The organism is Mycobacterium sp. (assembly GCF_050700595.1).
Taxonomy (GTDB): domain Bacteria; phylum Actinomycetota; class Actinomycetes; order Mycobacteriales; family Mycobacteriaceae; genus Mycobacterium.
Genome location: NZ_JBOHHI010000081.1, coordinates 1 through 14,306, shown reverse-complemented (window position 1 = coordinate 14,306; position 14,306 = coordinate 1). Strand labels below are relative to the sequence as shown.

Here is a 14,306-nt window from a genome sequence, read left to right as displayed (position 1 = left end):
CACTTGCACCGGAAGTGCCTTTCTCGTCGGGTCAGATTGTTGTGTGGAAACTCCAATCATCCCAGCTCAGAAGGCACTTTCCTCATACCGACACCCGAACCACCGTCAATTCATCCGTGGATCGAGGCTTAGCCCGTTTTCGGCCCTCTTTTCGGCCTGTTTTCGCGGCCGTCGTCGATATCTGCCTGGGCCGGCGCCAGCCCAGTGCCACGCCTCATTAGTAGCAGTGTCTACACTGTTGACAAACACTGGCCGCCTACGGTGTAATTTAAGACGAAGTGCCGCCGAAATAACGAGACAGCGGCTTGGCGAATACCGAATTCCCCTGGAGGCCAAGGAGTTCGTGTGGCCAGCGCCGTCGTTGCTGAGTGCAGAGCGATGCGGCGGGAAATGTCGTCAACCAAGCGTGGGTTAACAGCTCGGGCAGCGGAATGGAGCAACATGATGAGACGGTTGACCGGTCTGGACGGTGTCACGCTGCACGGCGAGACGGCGGTGATGCCCACCCATGTGATGGCAGTGCTGTTTTGCGACCCGGCAGCGCGCGGCGAGTTGACCGCCGGGGCGGTTTTAAGGCTGCTGGCTCAGCGCACTGCTGCGACTCCGGGTTTCCGGCAGCGTCTGCTCACTAAACCCTTCGGGTTGGGCCAGCCGGTATGGATCGAGGACCCCGCGTTCAATGTCGAACACCATCTGCATCGTGTACGGCTACCCAAGCCCGGCACCATGCCTGAGCTGGACGCGCTGCTCGGCGAGCTGCACGGGCAGCGCCTTCACCGGGACCGCCCGCTGTGGGAAGCCTGGGTCGTGCAGGGTCTGGCCGACGGCCGGCTGGTGGTGGTGATCAAGTTCGCCCACGCCATGAGCGATGGTGTGCGCGCAGTGACCTCGGTGTTGCCCCGACTGATGACCACCGATCCAGATGCTGAATTCCCCGCGACGCCTGGGCCGGGCGCCGCCAGGATGCCCGTTGCGGCCGCGATAGTGCTGGACATCGTCGACGAGATCGCCGCCAACACCGCCGTCGGCGTTCGGATCGCCGTCAGGGTGGCTCCCAGCGCGGTGAAGTCAGTGCTGGGAACCGCGCTGCGACCCGTCCGCCAACTGTTGGGGGGCGACGGCCCGCAACGGCTCGATGCCCCGAAGTCCGATATGGACGGGAGCTCGCCACGGACCCTGCTTAATGCCCCGATCACCGCGCGACGCAGCGTCACGTTCGCCGCGCTGGCGATGGACGATCTGCGCGCCATCACCGAGGCGTTCGACGTCACCATCAACGACGTATTCCTCACCGCAACAACATCGGCATTACGTCGATGGCTGCAGGTGCACGACACGGTACCCGAACGACCGCTGCGCACCCTGATGCCGATCTCGACACGCGGCGCCGGGGACGACGCGACTAATAGTTGGTCGCCGGCCGTCGTCAAACTGCCGGTCCATCTCGCCGACCCGGTGGAGCAGCTGGTCAGCATTCGCGCGGCGACATCGCAGATCAAGAACCGACGACAAGCAGCGCCGCCCGTCAACCTCGCCGACGTCATCGATCTGGTCCCGCCGGTGATCATCGGGCAGATGGCGGGTCTCTACACCGGCCTGAAACTGTCGCGCTTCCACCCTCCCCTAGCTCACGTGATCACCTCCAACGTTCCCGGGCCGCCCGACGAGATTTACTGCGCCGGGTCACGTGTCCTTGGGATCCATGCCCTGGCACCGTTGTGTGAGGGCGCCAACCTCAACATCACCGCCGTGTCCTACGGGGGCACCTTCGCTGTGGGCATCGTGGCGTGCCCCGACAACGTCGACGACGTTGCATCGGTCGCGCGCGGCATCGAAGATGTGGTGGGTGAGCTTAAACAGGCTGCCGACGAAAAGAGCGGCCGGAGCGCAGGAATGTCTGGCATCAAACCATCGGCCTCTGCCACGAAGTCCACTGCCACAACGCAATTCGCTCCCCCCAAGAAGCAGGCTAGCGGGAAGAAGCTGACTCCCAGCACCAAACGGCCGGCCTAGCAGTGTGTTATCCGCGGCCCGCTCTCAATGAAGCATCCCCGGTTTTATGCACCCATCACACGTACTTGAAGCATCGGCGGTGTGGGTAAGCTCGACTAAGAAGGAAATTGTGATGGCTTCGCCGACAACGCTCCGCACGCCCTACGTCCAACGTCTGGAACTCGTCAAGGACACCATCATCCAGCGATTGCATCTGGCCCGCCATGCGGTGACGATCATCCCGACCCACGACCATCAGGCGGCACTGCAGTTGTCGGTCTAACCGCCCAAACAGCCCGGGCCGAGCAGCGCCTTGAGGTCGCCCATGAGCGCCGGTGACGGCGTCACGCGCAGCGAGGCATCCAGCGCCAACGTGGTGATGCGCTCGCCGCTGATCAGCCGCAGATGCACCTGCGAGGTGCCGGGGTGACGCGCCAGCACCTGTTTGAGCGCGTTGACTTTGTCGATGGTGCATTGCCGGGTGGGCAGACTGACCGCCAGCGGCCGATCCACGTGCGCACCGGAGAAGTCCGGCACCACCAGCTCGTTGGCGATCAGCGAGATCCGGTCGTCTCGGATCGCGACCTTGGCGTTGACCAGCACCACAGCGTCGTCGACGATATCGACGCCGTAGGCGGAGTAGGTGTGCGGGAAGAACATCACCTCGATGCCACCGGTGAGGTCTTCCAATTGCGCTGAGGCCCAGGGCATCCCGTTCTTATTCACCCGCCGGTTGACCGACGCCAGGATGCCGCCCACCCGCACCGCGGTGTCGTTGGGGATATCGCCGTCGAGGATGGCCGGAATCGCCGTGTCGACCTGCGTCGTCAACAGATGCGCCACCCCGTTGAGCGGATGCCCGGACACGTACAGGCCGAGCATCTCGCGCTCCAGCGCCAGCTTGTGCTTGTCGTCCCACTCCTCCTCGGGAACCTTGATGGTGAACACCGCCTCGGCGCCGGCATCATCACCGCCGAACAGGTCGAACTGACCCATCGCCTCGGCTTTCTTGGTGCCCAGCACCGAATCGACCGCATCGGTGTGCACCAGGAAAAGGCCCTTACGAGGGTGGCCCAGCGAGTCGAACGCGCCGGACTTGATCAGCGATTCGGTGACCTTCTTGTTGCATGCCGCGATGTCCACCTTGCTGAGATAGTCGGAGAAGTCGGTGAACTTGCCCTTCTCGGTACGGGTGCCCAGCAGGGAGGCAACAACATTGGCGCCGACGTTGCGCACCGCGCCCAGCCCGTAGCGGATGTCGGCCCCGACCGAGGCGAAGTTCAAGCCGGATTCGTTGACGTCCGGCGGCAACACGGTGATGCCGAGCTTGCGGCAGTCGGCCAGGTAGACCGCGGCCTTGTCCTTGTCGTCGCCGACCGAGGTGAGCAGCGCGGCCATGTATTCGCCCGGGTAGTTGGCCTTGAGGTAGGCCGTCCAGTACGACACCATGCCGTAGCCGGCGGCGTGCGACTTGTTGAACGCGTAGTCGGCGAACGGCAGGATGGTGTCCCACAGCGCCTTGATCGCACCGGCCGAGAATCCGTTGGATTGCATTCCCGCCGAGAAGCTTTCGTACTCAGCAGCCAACACGTCGGCCTTTTTCTTACCCATCGCTTTGCGCAGAATGTCGGCTTGGGCCAGCGAGTAACCGGCGACCTTCTGCGCGATGCGCATGATCTGCTCTTGGTAGACGATCAAACCGTAGGTCTCGGCCAGGATCTCGGCCAGCGGCTCGGCGAGCTCGCGATGGATCGGTTTGACCGCCTGACGGCCGCTCTTGCGGTCGGCATAGTCGTTGTGCGCGTTTTGCCCCATCGGCCCCGGCCGGTACAACGCGATCACCGCGACGACGTCTTCGAATCCGGTGGGCTGCATGCGACGCAACAGGTCGCGCATCGGCCCGCCGTCGAGCTGGAACACACCCAGCGTGTCGCCGCGGCCCAGCAGCTGATAGGTCGCCGGGTCGTCGAGTGGCAGCGACTCCAGGTCGACGTCGATGCCCCTGTTGGCCTTGATGTTGTCGATCGCGTCGCCGATGATCGTCAGGTTGCGCAGCCCGAGGAAGTCCATCTTCAGCAGGCCGATGGCTTCGCAGGCCGGGTAGTCCCAGCCGGTGATGATCGCCCCGTCTTGCGGCCGTTTCCACAGCGGAATCGCCTCGGTCAGCGGCTCGCTGCTCATGATCACCGCACAGGCGTGCACCCCGGCATTGCGGATCAGGCCTTCCAGCCCGCGGGCGGTTTGGTAGATGGTGCGCACGTCGGGGTCGGTCTCGATCAGGCCGCGGACCTCGGCGGCTTCCTTGTAGCGCTCGTGGTTGGGATCGGTGATGCCGGCCAGCGGAATGTCTTTGGCCATGATTGGCGGCGGCAACGCCTTGGTGATCCGGTCAGCGATCGCAAAACCCGGTTGTCCGTAGTGGATGCGAGCCGAATCCTTCAGTGCTGCTTTGGTTTTGATAGTACCAAAGGTGATCACCTGAGCGACCCGGTCGTGGCCCCACCGCTCGGCGGCGTAGCGCACCACCTCGCCGCGGCGGCGGTCGTCGAAGTCGATGTCGATGTCGGGCATCGACGTGCGCTCGGGGTTGAGGAACCGCTCGAACAGCAGCCCGTGCGGAATCGGGTCGATATCGGTGATGCCCAGCGCATAGGCCACCAGCGAGCCGGCCGCCGAACCGCGACCCGGCCCGACCCGGATGTCGACCGAGCGCGCGTAGTTGATCAGGTCGGCGACGATCAGGAAGTAGGAGGGAAAGCCCTTGGCGCAGATCACCTCGATTTCGTAGGTCGCCCGCTGCGCATATCCGTCCGGTAGCCCCTGGGAGTCACAGCCGAACCGTCGGCGCAGGCCGGCGGCGACCTCGTGACGCAGCCAGGATGCCTGGTCGTGGCCGTCGGGCACCGGAAAGACCGGCATCCGGTCACGCGGCGCCCAGACGTCGGCATAGGAGCCCACCCGCTCGGCGATCAGCAGCGTCGCGTCGCAGGCGCCGGGTACCTCGTCGTCCCAGATCCCCCGCATCTCGGCGGCCGACTTGAGGTAGTAGCCGTCGCCGTCGAACTTGAACCGGTTGGGATCCGACATCGTCTTGCCGGTCTGCACGCACAGCAGCGCCTCGTGGTTGTGCGCGGCGTCGCGGGTCACGTAGTGGCAGTCGTTAGTCGCCAGCGGCGGGATGCCCAGGCTGCGGCTGATCTCCAACAGCCCGTCGCGGACCCGGCGTTCGATGGCCAGGCCGTGGTCCATCAGCTCCAGAAAGTAGTTGTCCGGCCCGAAGATCTCCCGCCACCTGGCGGCGGCCTGCAGCGCTTCGCGGCGTTGTCCGAGCCGCAGCCGGGTCTGCACTTCCCCGGAGGGGCAGCCGGTGGTGGCGATGAGGCCGGCGGCGTGCTCGGCGACCAGTTCGGCATCCATCCGCGACCACTTGCCCAACTGGCCCTCGAAGGAGGCCAGCGACGACAGCTTGAACAGATTGCGCAGGCCGGTGGCGTTCTCGGCGACCAGGGTCAGGTGGGTGTAGGACCCACCGCCCGACACGTCGTCACTCTTCTGACCCGGGTCGCCCCAGAAAATCCGGCGGGTGTCAAAACGGGAACCGGGTGCGACGTAGGCCTCGACGCCGATGATCGGCTTGATCCCGGCGCCGGTGGCGGCGTTGTAGAACTCGCTGGCGCCGAACATGTTTCCGTGGTCGGTCATCCCGATCGCGGACATCTCCAGCCGCTGCGCCTCGGCGAGCATCGGCGTGATCTTCGCGGCGCCATCCAGCATCGAATACTCGGTGTGGTTATGCAGGTGCACGAAAGATTGGTTCATAGAGACGCCAGTCTATGACCGTCCACCGACGCGTCCCGGCGTGTCGGCCAGTGTGTCTTGCGGCCGCTAAGTTATCGCGCGGCGACCCGCTATCCGTACAGCTCGACGAACTGCCTCAGCGACTTCTGCACGTCCCCTTTGACGGCACGGGCCGCTGCCGAGCCCACCGGACCGAATAACGCACGCCCGCCGAGCTCAAGCCGCAGACCGAGGGTAGAGCCCTCTTCGGTGGCCCGCACGGTGAACGTGACGGCGTATTTCGTACCGCCTTTGCCGGATCCCGACAGTGCGACCCGATGCGGTGGATCCCACTGTGTCACCGTCCACGTCACCCGGTTGCGGAAGCCCTTGGCCCGTGCCACACCCTCAACCTGGGTTCCTTCGGACAGTTCCTCAGGCAGCTCGCTGCGCCACCCTTCGTGCATCACCAGCCAATCGCCCAGGCCCGACAGATCCGAGACGTGGTCCCACATGTCCTGCGGGTTCATCGGCACTTCGGCGCTCATGTCCACAGCGGCCATCAGCGGCTGGGCCCGCCGCGAAATCGGTTGCCGATCCGGATCCCGGGCAGCAGCAGGCTGCGCGGTACGAATCTGCCGCCGGTGCTGGCGACCTTGGGCACGATGCCGGGCACCACGCTGCGCTTACCGGCCAGCATCCCGCCGATGGCCGCTTCGGCTACGTCGCGCGGTGAGACCTGCGCAAGTGGAATACTGAAGCGCTCAGCGTTGGCGATCTCGGCCCACTCGGTCGGCACCGGACCCGGACACAGCACCGTGACCGACACCCCGGTTCCGTGCAGTTCTTCGTGCACTGCTTCGGAAAAGGTCTGCACAAAGGCCTTGGTGGCCGAATACACCGCCATGTATGGCAGCGGCTGGAATCCCGCGATCGATGCGATGTTGAGCACCGCTCCGGCTCCGCGCTCGACCATGCCGGGCAGCGCGGCATGGGTGAGTTCCATCAACGCCAGTGAGTTGAGGACGACTTCTTCGCTTTCGCGTTCGATCGGCAGCGTACGGAAGACCCCGCTGGTGCCGAAGCCGGCGCTGTTGCACAAGCCGGCGATCGATTCGCTGCGAAGCCGGTCCGCCAATTGTTCCCGGGGTCTCGGGCCGGCCAGGTCGAGGGGCATGACATCGACCTCGACCGCGTATTGGCCGCCCAGCTCACCGGCGAGTTCGTCGAGGCGTTCGCGACGGCGGGCCACCAGCACGAGCCGATAACCTCGCCGGGCCAGACCGCGGGCCAGCTCGGTGCCGATACCCGAGGAGGCGCCGGTGACGACGACGGTTGCCTGGTTGCCCGGTTGCGGAAGGCTCATGGTGTCACCAATGTATCCCGCGGGTTGCTCTCACAAACGTCTCGCTTAGTCTATCGAATTGCGTTGTGTCAGCAGTTGATTCGACGCCTTGCGCGGCGGCGGAGTCGTCGAACATGCTGAACGCACGGTTGCGGACCTGGTCCATCATCATCGGGTTGACGGCGTCGGCGACCGCGGCGAATTGCCCGAACGGCGAGCTGACCCGGCGCGACCGATGCACGATCGCGTCCGCGAGCACCCCGGCGGCCTGTTCCGGCGTGAGGGCCGGGAATTTGTCGTACATGGTGGTGGGACTGATCATCGGGGTGCGCACCAGCGCCATGTGCACGGTGGTGAACCGGACATCGTCGTTCACGGTTTCCGCCTGCAGCGCGTCGCACAGCGTGTCGAGGGCGGCCTTGCTGGCGATGTAGGCGCCGAAGCGCGGCGCGCGGGTCTGCACACCGGCCGAGGACACGTTGACGATCTGGCCGAAGCCGCGCTCCCGCATCCCGGGGACGAATTTGAGGATGAGCTGGACCGCGCCGAAGTAGTTCAGCTGCATTGTCCGCTGGTAGTCGTGGATCCGGTCGTAGGACAGCTCCAGCGAGCGCCGGATCGACCGGCCGGCGTTGTTGATCAGGATGTCGATCCCGCCGAGATCGGCAAGCACCTGGTCGGCCATCCCTGCGATGGCATCCATGTCGGACAGGTCGCACGGGTACGGGTGGGCGGTCCCGCCGTCGGCTCGGATGTCACCGGCGACTTTCTCGAGCTTCTCCGGGGTGCGGGCGATCAGCACCACCTCGCCGCCGGCTTCGGCGATCTTCTTCGCGACGGCTTCCCCGATACCCGACGATCCGCCCGTGATCAGGGTGTTTTTGCCGTCGACGGCATCGCGCAGCGTGCGGCCCTGGACCGCGTCGAGCAGATTGCGCAGGTAGAACGGCCGGTAGCGGCCGGCCGAGTTCGGGGTGTTTACGAGGTTGGACACCGCCGCGATCGGCTTGGCGACGATGCCGGTGAGGTCACCCAAATTCATTGGTTTCTCGCTCCTGATGACGTTGGCCCGAGCTTGTCACCGAGTCTGCTACCACCGGGTAGCAAGTTCTGGTGATTCGGTGGCAACCGGCCTGTTACATCGGGTAATCGCCCATTGACGGTGCTCTAACGGCCGGGCAACGGCGCCATGGTCCGCTATCGGCATGGGAATGCTCTCGTTCTTGCGCAAGCGCAACACAATAAGACATGTGTTGACTAATGTCGACGGCATGCCGGCCAGCATCTACGACAGGATCGGCGGCTACGAGGCGCTCGAAGTCGTGGTCGAGGACTTCTACTGCCGTGTGCTGGACGACGATCAATTGGCCAGCTTTTTTGCCGGAACCAACATGAACCGTCAGCGAGGCAAGCAGGTCGAATTCCTGGCCGCGGCTCTCGGCGGGCCCGGGCCCTACGCCGGCCCGTCGATGAAGCAGGCGCACCAAGGCCGCGGGATCACCATGCACCACTTCAACCTGGTGGCCGGACACCTGAAGGACTCGCTGTGCGCGGCCGGGGTGCCCGCGGAGACGGTCGCCGAAATACTTGCCGTCGTGGCGCCGCTGGCCGCCGACATCGCGTCGGACAGTGCCAGGGCAGGCGTCTGACATCAGCATCCTCTAGCCTGTGTTCGTGAAGCTGAGGAGGCAGGCATGAGCGTGTACAGGGTCACCGAGCTGATCGGGACGAGCCCCACGTCTTGGGAGGACGCAGCGACCGAAGCTGTGCGAAGGGCACAGCAGACCATCCACGACATCCGCGTCGCCGAAGTCCTTGAGCAGGATATGGCCATGGATGAGGCGGGTGGGATCACCTTCCGGACCAAGCTTCGGATCTCGTTCAAGATACGGGCACCGAAAACGTCGTCAAGCGGCTCGTAGCCGACGGCGCTAATCGACAATGCGTGCATGTCTGGAACATTCGACGATCTGGTGGCGGAGGCCGCCGCGGCGCCGGTCGACGGCTGGAGTTTCTCCTGGCTCGACGGCCGCGCGACCGAGGAGCGCCCGTCGTGGGGATACCAACGGTTGATGAGCCGGCGGCTGGCGAGCGTGCCGGCCGCGGTGGATCTGCAGACCGGTGGCGGCGAAGTGCTCGCCGGCGCAGCGAAGTTTCCGCCGACGATGGCCGCCACCGAGTCGTGGCCGCCCAACGCGGCCTTGGCCACCAAGCTGCTGCATCCACGGGGCGTCGTGGTCGTGACCACCACCGACGAGCCGGTGTTGCCGTTCTGCGACCAGGCGTTCGACCTGGTGACCAGCAGGCACCCGATCACCCTGTGGTGGACCGAGATCGCCCGGGTGCTCCGGCCGGGCGGCAGTTACCTCGCCCAGCACGTCGGACCGGCGACGATGCTCGAGTTGATCGAGTTCTTCCTCGGCGCGCAGCCGGAGGTGGGCGCCGAGCGGCACCCGGACGTTGAGCACGCACAGGCAACAGCGGCCGGTCTGCACATCCGGGATATGCGCATGGAGCGGACGCGGGCGGAGTTCTTCGATGTCGGCGCGGTGATCTACTTCCTGCGCAAGGTGATCTGGTTGGTGCCGGACTTCGCCGTCGACCGCTACCGGGATCGGCTGCGTGACCTGCATGACCGCATCCAGACCGACGGGCCGTTCGTCGCCCACTCCACCCGCACATTCGTCGAGGCGCGCAAGCCCGACTGATCACCCTTCGGCCCGCAACACGTCGAGCGCGTGTTGCAGATCCGGCGGGTAGGGGCTCACGATCTCCATCTGCCGGCCGTCGGCCGGATGGATGAATGACAGCGAGCGGGCATGCAGCCATTGGTGTTCCAGACCAAGCTTTTTCGCCAGCACCGGATCGGCGCCGTAGGTCAGGTCGCCGCAGCACGGGTGGTGCAGCGCGGCGAAGTGCACCCGGATCTGGTGGGTGCGCCCGGTTTCCAGGTGTACATCGAGCAGGCTGGCGGCGACAAAAGCTTCGATGGTGTCGTAGTGGGTCAGGCTGTGCCGGCCTTTGGCGGTGACGGCGAACTTCCAGTCATGACTGCGGTGGCGGCCGATCGGCGCGTCGATGGTCCCGCTGGCCGGGTCCGGATGCCCCTGCACCAGCGCGTGGTAGCGCTTGTCGACCGTGCGCTGTTTGAACGCGCGCTTGAGCGCGGTGTAGGCGCGGTCGGAGATCGCCACCACCATCACCCCCGAGGTGCCGACATCGAGGCGATGCACGATGCCCTGCCGCTCGTGGATCCCGGAGGTGGTGATCCGGTACCCGGCGGCGGCCAGTCCGCCCAACACCGTGGGCCCGGTCCAGCCGACCGACGCGTGCGCCGCCACCCCGGCGGGTTTGTCGACGGCGACGATGTCGTCGTCGGAGTACAGAATCGTCATGCCCTCGATCTCGACGGGCGTGTTCTGCAGCGGCGCGGGTGCGTCGGGCAGCCGCACCTGCAGCCAAGCTCCCACGGTCAGGCGATCCGACTTGCCGGCCGGTACACCGTCCAGCTCGACTTCGCCGTCTTCGGCCAGCGCCGCGGCGGCGGTTCGCGACAGCCCCAGCAGCCGCGCCAGGCCCGCATCCACCCGCATGCCCGCCAACCCCTCGGGGATGGGCATCGACCGCTCAGGCATCAGGCTTACGGCGACCCACGGTGTCGAAGTCGAAGCCGAACAACGAGAGCGCGACCAGCAGGATCGCCCCACCCACCACCGACGGGTCGGCTACGTTGAACACCGGCCACCAACCGATCGACAAAAAGTCCACGACATGTCCGCGCAGCGGGCCGGGCGACCGGAAGAACCGGTCCACCAAATTGCCGGTCGCACCGCCGAGGATCATGCCCAGGCCGATGGCCCACCACGGCGACACCAGACGGCGCCCCATCCAGAAAATCCCGACCACGACACCGGTCGCGATCAGGGTGAGCAGCCAGGTGTATCCGGTCGCCATCGAAAACGCCGCCCCGGAATTGCGCACCAATGTCCAGCTGACGGTGTCATCGATGATCGGCACCGGTTGGCCGGGGGTCAGCAGCTTGACCGCGAACACCTTGGTGACGATGTCGAGCGCCAGCACCACCGCCGCGACCGCCAGCAGCAGGCGCAACCGTCGCGGCGACGCCGGAGCCTGACCGTCTCCCGCCGTCGAGACCGGCTCGGCCGATCGTGTTGGTTTGTCAGTGCACAAACGCCGCTCCTCCTCATCGCTTCGATCTGCATCGTCGCCGGCGGTCACGGTCCCTATCATCCCAGCATGGGCCGCCTCACTGTCATCACCACCGGTGGGACGATCGCCACCAGCACCGACGCGGACGGAGTACGACGGCCGACCCGCGCCGGTGCCGAACTGACCGCCGGCCTGGATGTCGGCTCGGACCTCGACATAGTCGATCTGCTGTCGTCGGACAGCTCGCAGCTGACCCCCGCCGATTGGGACGTGATCGGCGCGGCGGTGCGGACCGCCGCCGACCACGGTGCCGCGGGCGTGGTCGTCACGCACGGCACCGACACGCTCGAGGAGACGGCACTGTGGCTTGACCTCAGCTACGGCGGCCCGGCGCCGGTCGTGGTCACCGGTGGGCTGCGCAGTGCCGACGACGCGGACGCCGACGGTCCGGCGAATCTGCGTGACGCGCTGGCAGTGGCAGCCGGCGCCGAAGCCCGCGACCTGGGCGTGCTGGTGTGCTTCGCCGGGCGGGTGTTGCAACCGTTGGGCCTGCGCAAGGTGCCCACCCAAGACGGTTTCGCCGGTGAGTTGCTCGGCACCGTGGACGGCGGGTTGGCCCGGCCCAAGAGCCGCCCGTATCTCGGCGAGCTGAGCGCGGCCGCCGCCGCACGGGTCGACATTGTCGCGGTTTACCCGGGCGGTGATGCGGTGGCCCTCGATGCCTGCGTGGCCGCGGGCGCGGCCGGCGTGGTGCTGGAGGCACTGGGCTCGGGCAATGCCGGGCCGGCGGTGATCGACGGGGTGCGCCGGCATTGCGCGGACGGCGTGGTGATTGCGGTATCCACCCGAGTCGCCGGCGGCCGGGTCAGCCCGGGATACGGGCCGGGCCGCGAGTTGGCCGACGCGGGGGCGCTGATGGTGTCACGGCTGGCGCCCAGTCAGGTGCGGGTGCTGGTGATGGCGGCACTGGCCGCAGGCCTACCGGTGCGCGACGTCATCGGTCGCCTGCTCTGAATCGGCCTGCAGCGCGGCGACATAGTCGGGCCAGTCCAGGCTGTCGACCGGGTTGGCCGAGGTCACTTCGCCGGTGTCGGAGAAAAATGTGCGCGCCGGGCCCGGACCGGTGCGCCGCGTTTCGAACCGCACGGTGACCACGCCGTGGCCGGCACCCTGGACCCAGCCGTGCCCGAAGTCGCGGTGTGTGACGTCGTCGCCGATCAGCCAGGACTCGTCGTCCGGCCCGTCCGGTAAGTCCGCGGCGTGATCGGTTTCCGACGTCTCGGCCGTCGGCTCCAAATCGGGAAACAACGATTCCTGACACACGTCGCTCAAACCCGAAAACCCAACGCCCAGTAGGCGGATCGGCCCGATCTGACGTGGATCGAGCAGCAACCGCCGCGCCAGTGCGCTCAGCGCGGCGGCGTTGGTGGTGGCATAGGGCAGCGTGGCCGAGCGGGTCAGCGTGCTCATGTCGGATTTCTTCAACTTCACCGTGACCGTGCGCGCGCCGCGACCGTCGCGGGCCAGCCGCTGATGGGCGTGCTCGGCGATCGGGCCGACCGCGTCGCGCAGCTCCTCGAGCGCGGTCAAGTCGGCTGCGAACGTTGACTCGGCGCTGATCTGTTTGGCTTCGGCGCGCTCGGCCACCGGACGGTCGTCGATGCCGCGCGCCAGCCGGTGCAGCGCGGGCCCGATGGTCGCGCCCAGGATGCTGGCGACCTCGGCCTCGGTCAGCGCGGCCAGCTGCCCGATAGTCTCGATGCCGAGCCGGTGCAGTTTCTCCTCGGCGACCGGGCCGATCCCCCACAGCCTGCGCACCGCAAGGCCGCCCAGCAGCGCCGTCTCGTCGGCGCGCCGGACCACCCGGATACCGTCGGGTTTGGCCAGGCCGGACGCGATCTTGGCGATCTGCTTGCCCGAACCGGCGCCGACCGAGGCGATCAGTCCGGTCTGCTCGCGCACCCGTCGCCGCAGGTCCTCGCAGAATTGCTCGACGTCGATCGCCGACGCCGCGACGAGTTCGGGCGGCTCGCCAAACGCCTCGTCGAACGAGAGCTGTTCGACGACCGGCACCACGCCGCGCACGGTGTCGAACACCCGGTGGCTGGCGACTCCGTACACCACGCCGCGCGGGGGCAACACCACCGCGTGGATTCCCACCAGCCGGCGCGCCTGATGCATCGGCATCGCCGAGCGTGCGCCGAACACCCGGGCTTCGTAGCTGGCCCCGGCGACCACCCCGCGCCCGCCCAGCCCGCCGACCAGCACCGGGCGGTCGCGCAGGGTCGGACGGGTGAGCTGCTCGACGGACGCGAAGAACGCATCCATGTCGAGGTGCAGCACCCATCGGGAGTCCACGCTAGAAATGCTATGGGTAGTAACGTCTCACATCATGGCGATGAACCTTCTGCATCGGAGATGCTGCAGTTCCGACCGCTGGGCCACCACCGTGCAGGAGGAACTGATCCCCTGGACACTCGGCGATGTGGACCTCGGCGACAATGTGCTCGAGATCGGTCCGGGCTACGGCGCCAATCTGCGCGCATTGGTGGACAAGACGCCGCGCTACACCGCGGTCGAAATCGACGGGCCGATGGCACAGCGGCTGCGTGCCGTGTACGGCGACCGGGCCCGGATCATCAACGGCGACGGCACCGACACGGGTCTACCCGCCGACGAATTCAGCTCGGTGGTGTGTTTCACGATGCTGCACCACGTTCCGACGCCGGCGCTGCAAGATCGGTTGTTCGCCGAGGCATTCCGGGTGCTGCGGCCCGGCGGGTTGTTCGCCGGCAGCGACGGTGTGCCCTCGCTGAGATTCCGGATCGTGCACTTCCGCGACACCTACAACCCGGTATCGTCGGACACATTGCCGGACCGGTTACTAGCGGCGGGGTTTGGCGATGTGCATGTCGACGCCAAGGGCCGCAGGCTGCGCTGGCGGGCAGTCAAGCCTTAGCCTCGATCCACCGATGAGCTGAGGTCCGGCTGTAGTGGTCGGTTGTGATGGTACGTGTCGGTG

Annotated in this window: 14 protein-coding genes; 7 read left to right on the top strand and 7 right to left on the bottom strand. The window is 66.5% G+C overall.

Going from position 1 to position 14,306, the window contains the following annotated elements; all coding sequences use genetic code 11:
• Positions 1-444: 444 nt before the first annotated feature.
• Both ACRDTL_RS08445 and ACRDTL_RS08440 read left to right on the top strand, forming a co-directional pair.
• The gene (locus ACRDTL_RS08445) at positions 445-2,013 is read left to right on the top strand and encodes a wax ester/triacylglycerol synthase family O-acyltransferase (RefSeq protein WP_431506256.1); all 1,569 of its coding nucleotides are present in this window, start codon (positions 445-447) and stop codon (positions 2,011-2,013) included.
• A 112-nt stretch (positions 2,014-2,125) separates the two neighbouring features.
• Positions 2,126-2,275 carry a DUF6307 family protein gene (locus ACRDTL_RS08440; protein ID WP_431506255.1) on the top strand — a complete coding sequence of 50 codons (150 nt, stop codon included), beginning with the start codon at positions 2,126-2,128 and terminating at the stop codon, positions 2,273-2,275.
• On the opposite strand, the gene dnaE is transcribed toward ACRDTL_RS08440, so the two are convergent.
• The 4 genes from dnaE to ACRDTL_RS08420 form a co-directional block, all read right to left on the bottom strand.
• A complete protein-coding gene (dnaE, locus tag ACRDTL_RS08435; protein WP_431506254.1) occupies positions 2,272-5,811 on the bottom strand; it encodes a DNA polymerase III subunit alpha in 3,540 nt (1,179 codons plus the stop codon). The genes ACRDTL_RS08440 and dnaE overlap by 4 nt on opposite strands.
• An 89-nt stretch (positions 5,812-5,900) precedes the next feature.
• The gene (locus ACRDTL_RS08430) at positions 5,901-6,332 is read right to left on the bottom strand and encodes a type II toxin-antitoxin system Rv0910 family toxin (RefSeq protein ID WP_431506253.1); all 432 of its coding nucleotides are present in this window, start codon (positions 6,330-6,332) and stop codon (positions 5,901-5,903) included.
• Positions 6,332-7,135 (bottom strand): SDR family NAD(P)-dependent oxidoreductase, encoded by an 804-nt coding sequence (locus ACRDTL_RS08425; protein WP_431506252.1) that lies wholly within the window; start codon positions 7,133-7,135, stop codon positions 6,332-6,334. The genes ACRDTL_RS08430 and ACRDTL_RS08425 overlap by 1 nt, the downstream gene beginning before the upstream one ends.
• Before the next feature lie 4 nt (positions 7,136-7,139).
• Positions 7,140-8,156: an SDR family NAD(P)-dependent oxidoreductase gene (locus ACRDTL_RS08420; protein WP_431506251.1), complete on the bottom strand. Its 1,017-nt coding sequence runs from the start codon at positions 8,154-8,156 to the stop codon at positions 7,140-7,142.
• 163 nt (positions 8,157-8,319) lie between these two features.
• Here ACRDTL_RS08420 and ACRDTL_RS08415 point away from each other — a divergent pair, with 163 nt between their 5' ends.
• From ACRDTL_RS08415 to ACRDTL_RS08405, 3 genes are read left to right on the top strand one after another with little or no spacing between them, the layout of a single operon-like run.
• Positions 8,320-8,763 (top strand): group I truncated hemoglobin, encoded by a 444-nt coding sequence (locus tag ACRDTL_RS08415; protein ID WP_431506250.1) that lies wholly within the window; start codon positions 8,320-8,322, stop codon positions 8,761-8,763.
• Positions 8,764-8,808: 45 nt separating this feature from the next.
• Positions 8,809-9,036, top strand: a complete 228-nt coding sequence (locus ACRDTL_RS08410; RefSeq protein ID WP_431506249.1) for a dodecin family protein — start codon at positions 8,809-8,811, stop codon at positions 9,034-9,036.
• Positions 9,037-9,063: 27 nt separating this feature from the next.
• Positions 9,064-9,822 (top strand): methyltransferase domain-containing protein, encoded by a 759-nt coding sequence (locus ACRDTL_RS08405; protein WP_431506248.1) that lies wholly within the window; start codon positions 9,064-9,066, stop codon positions 9,820-9,822.
• On the opposite strand, the gene ACRDTL_RS08400 is transcribed toward ACRDTL_RS08405, so the two are convergent.
• Positions 9,823-10,749 (bottom strand): RluA family pseudouridine synthase, encoded by a 927-nt coding sequence (locus ACRDTL_RS08400; RefSeq protein WP_431506247.1) that lies wholly within the window; start codon positions 10,747-10,749, stop codon positions 9,823-9,825. It lies immediately after the preceding gene.
• A complete protein-coding gene (gene lspA, locus ACRDTL_RS08395; protein ID WP_431506246.1) occupies positions 10,742-11,305 on the bottom strand; it encodes a signal peptidase II in 564 nt (187 codons plus the stop codon). The genes ACRDTL_RS08400 and lspA overlap by 8 nt, the downstream gene beginning before the upstream one ends.
• A 66-nt stretch (positions 11,306-11,371) precedes the next feature.
• On the opposite strand from lspA, the gene ACRDTL_RS08390 reads away from it, so the two are divergent.
• Positions 11,372-12,298 (top strand): asparaginase, encoded by a 927-nt coding sequence (locus tag ACRDTL_RS08390; RefSeq protein ID WP_431506245.1) that lies wholly within the window; start codon positions 11,372-11,374, stop codon positions 12,296-12,298.
• Here the strand turns inward: ACRDTL_RS08390 and ACRDTL_RS08385 are convergent.
• Entirely contained in the window at positions 12,263-13,627 is a 1,365-nt protein-coding gene (locus ACRDTL_RS08385) for a DNA polymerase IV (RefSeq protein WP_431506257.1), read from the bottom strand. The genes ACRDTL_RS08390 and ACRDTL_RS08385 overlap by 36 nt on opposite strands.
• Before the next feature lie 49 nt (positions 13,628-13,676).
• On the opposite strand from ACRDTL_RS08385, the gene ACRDTL_RS08380 reads away from it, so the two are divergent.
• Positions 13,677-14,243 (top strand): class I SAM-dependent methyltransferase, encoded by a 567-nt coding sequence (locus ACRDTL_RS08380; protein ID WP_431506244.1) that lies wholly within the window; start codon positions 13,677-13,679, stop codon positions 14,241-14,243.
• The last annotated feature ends 63 nt before the right edge of the window (positions 14,244-14,306 follow it).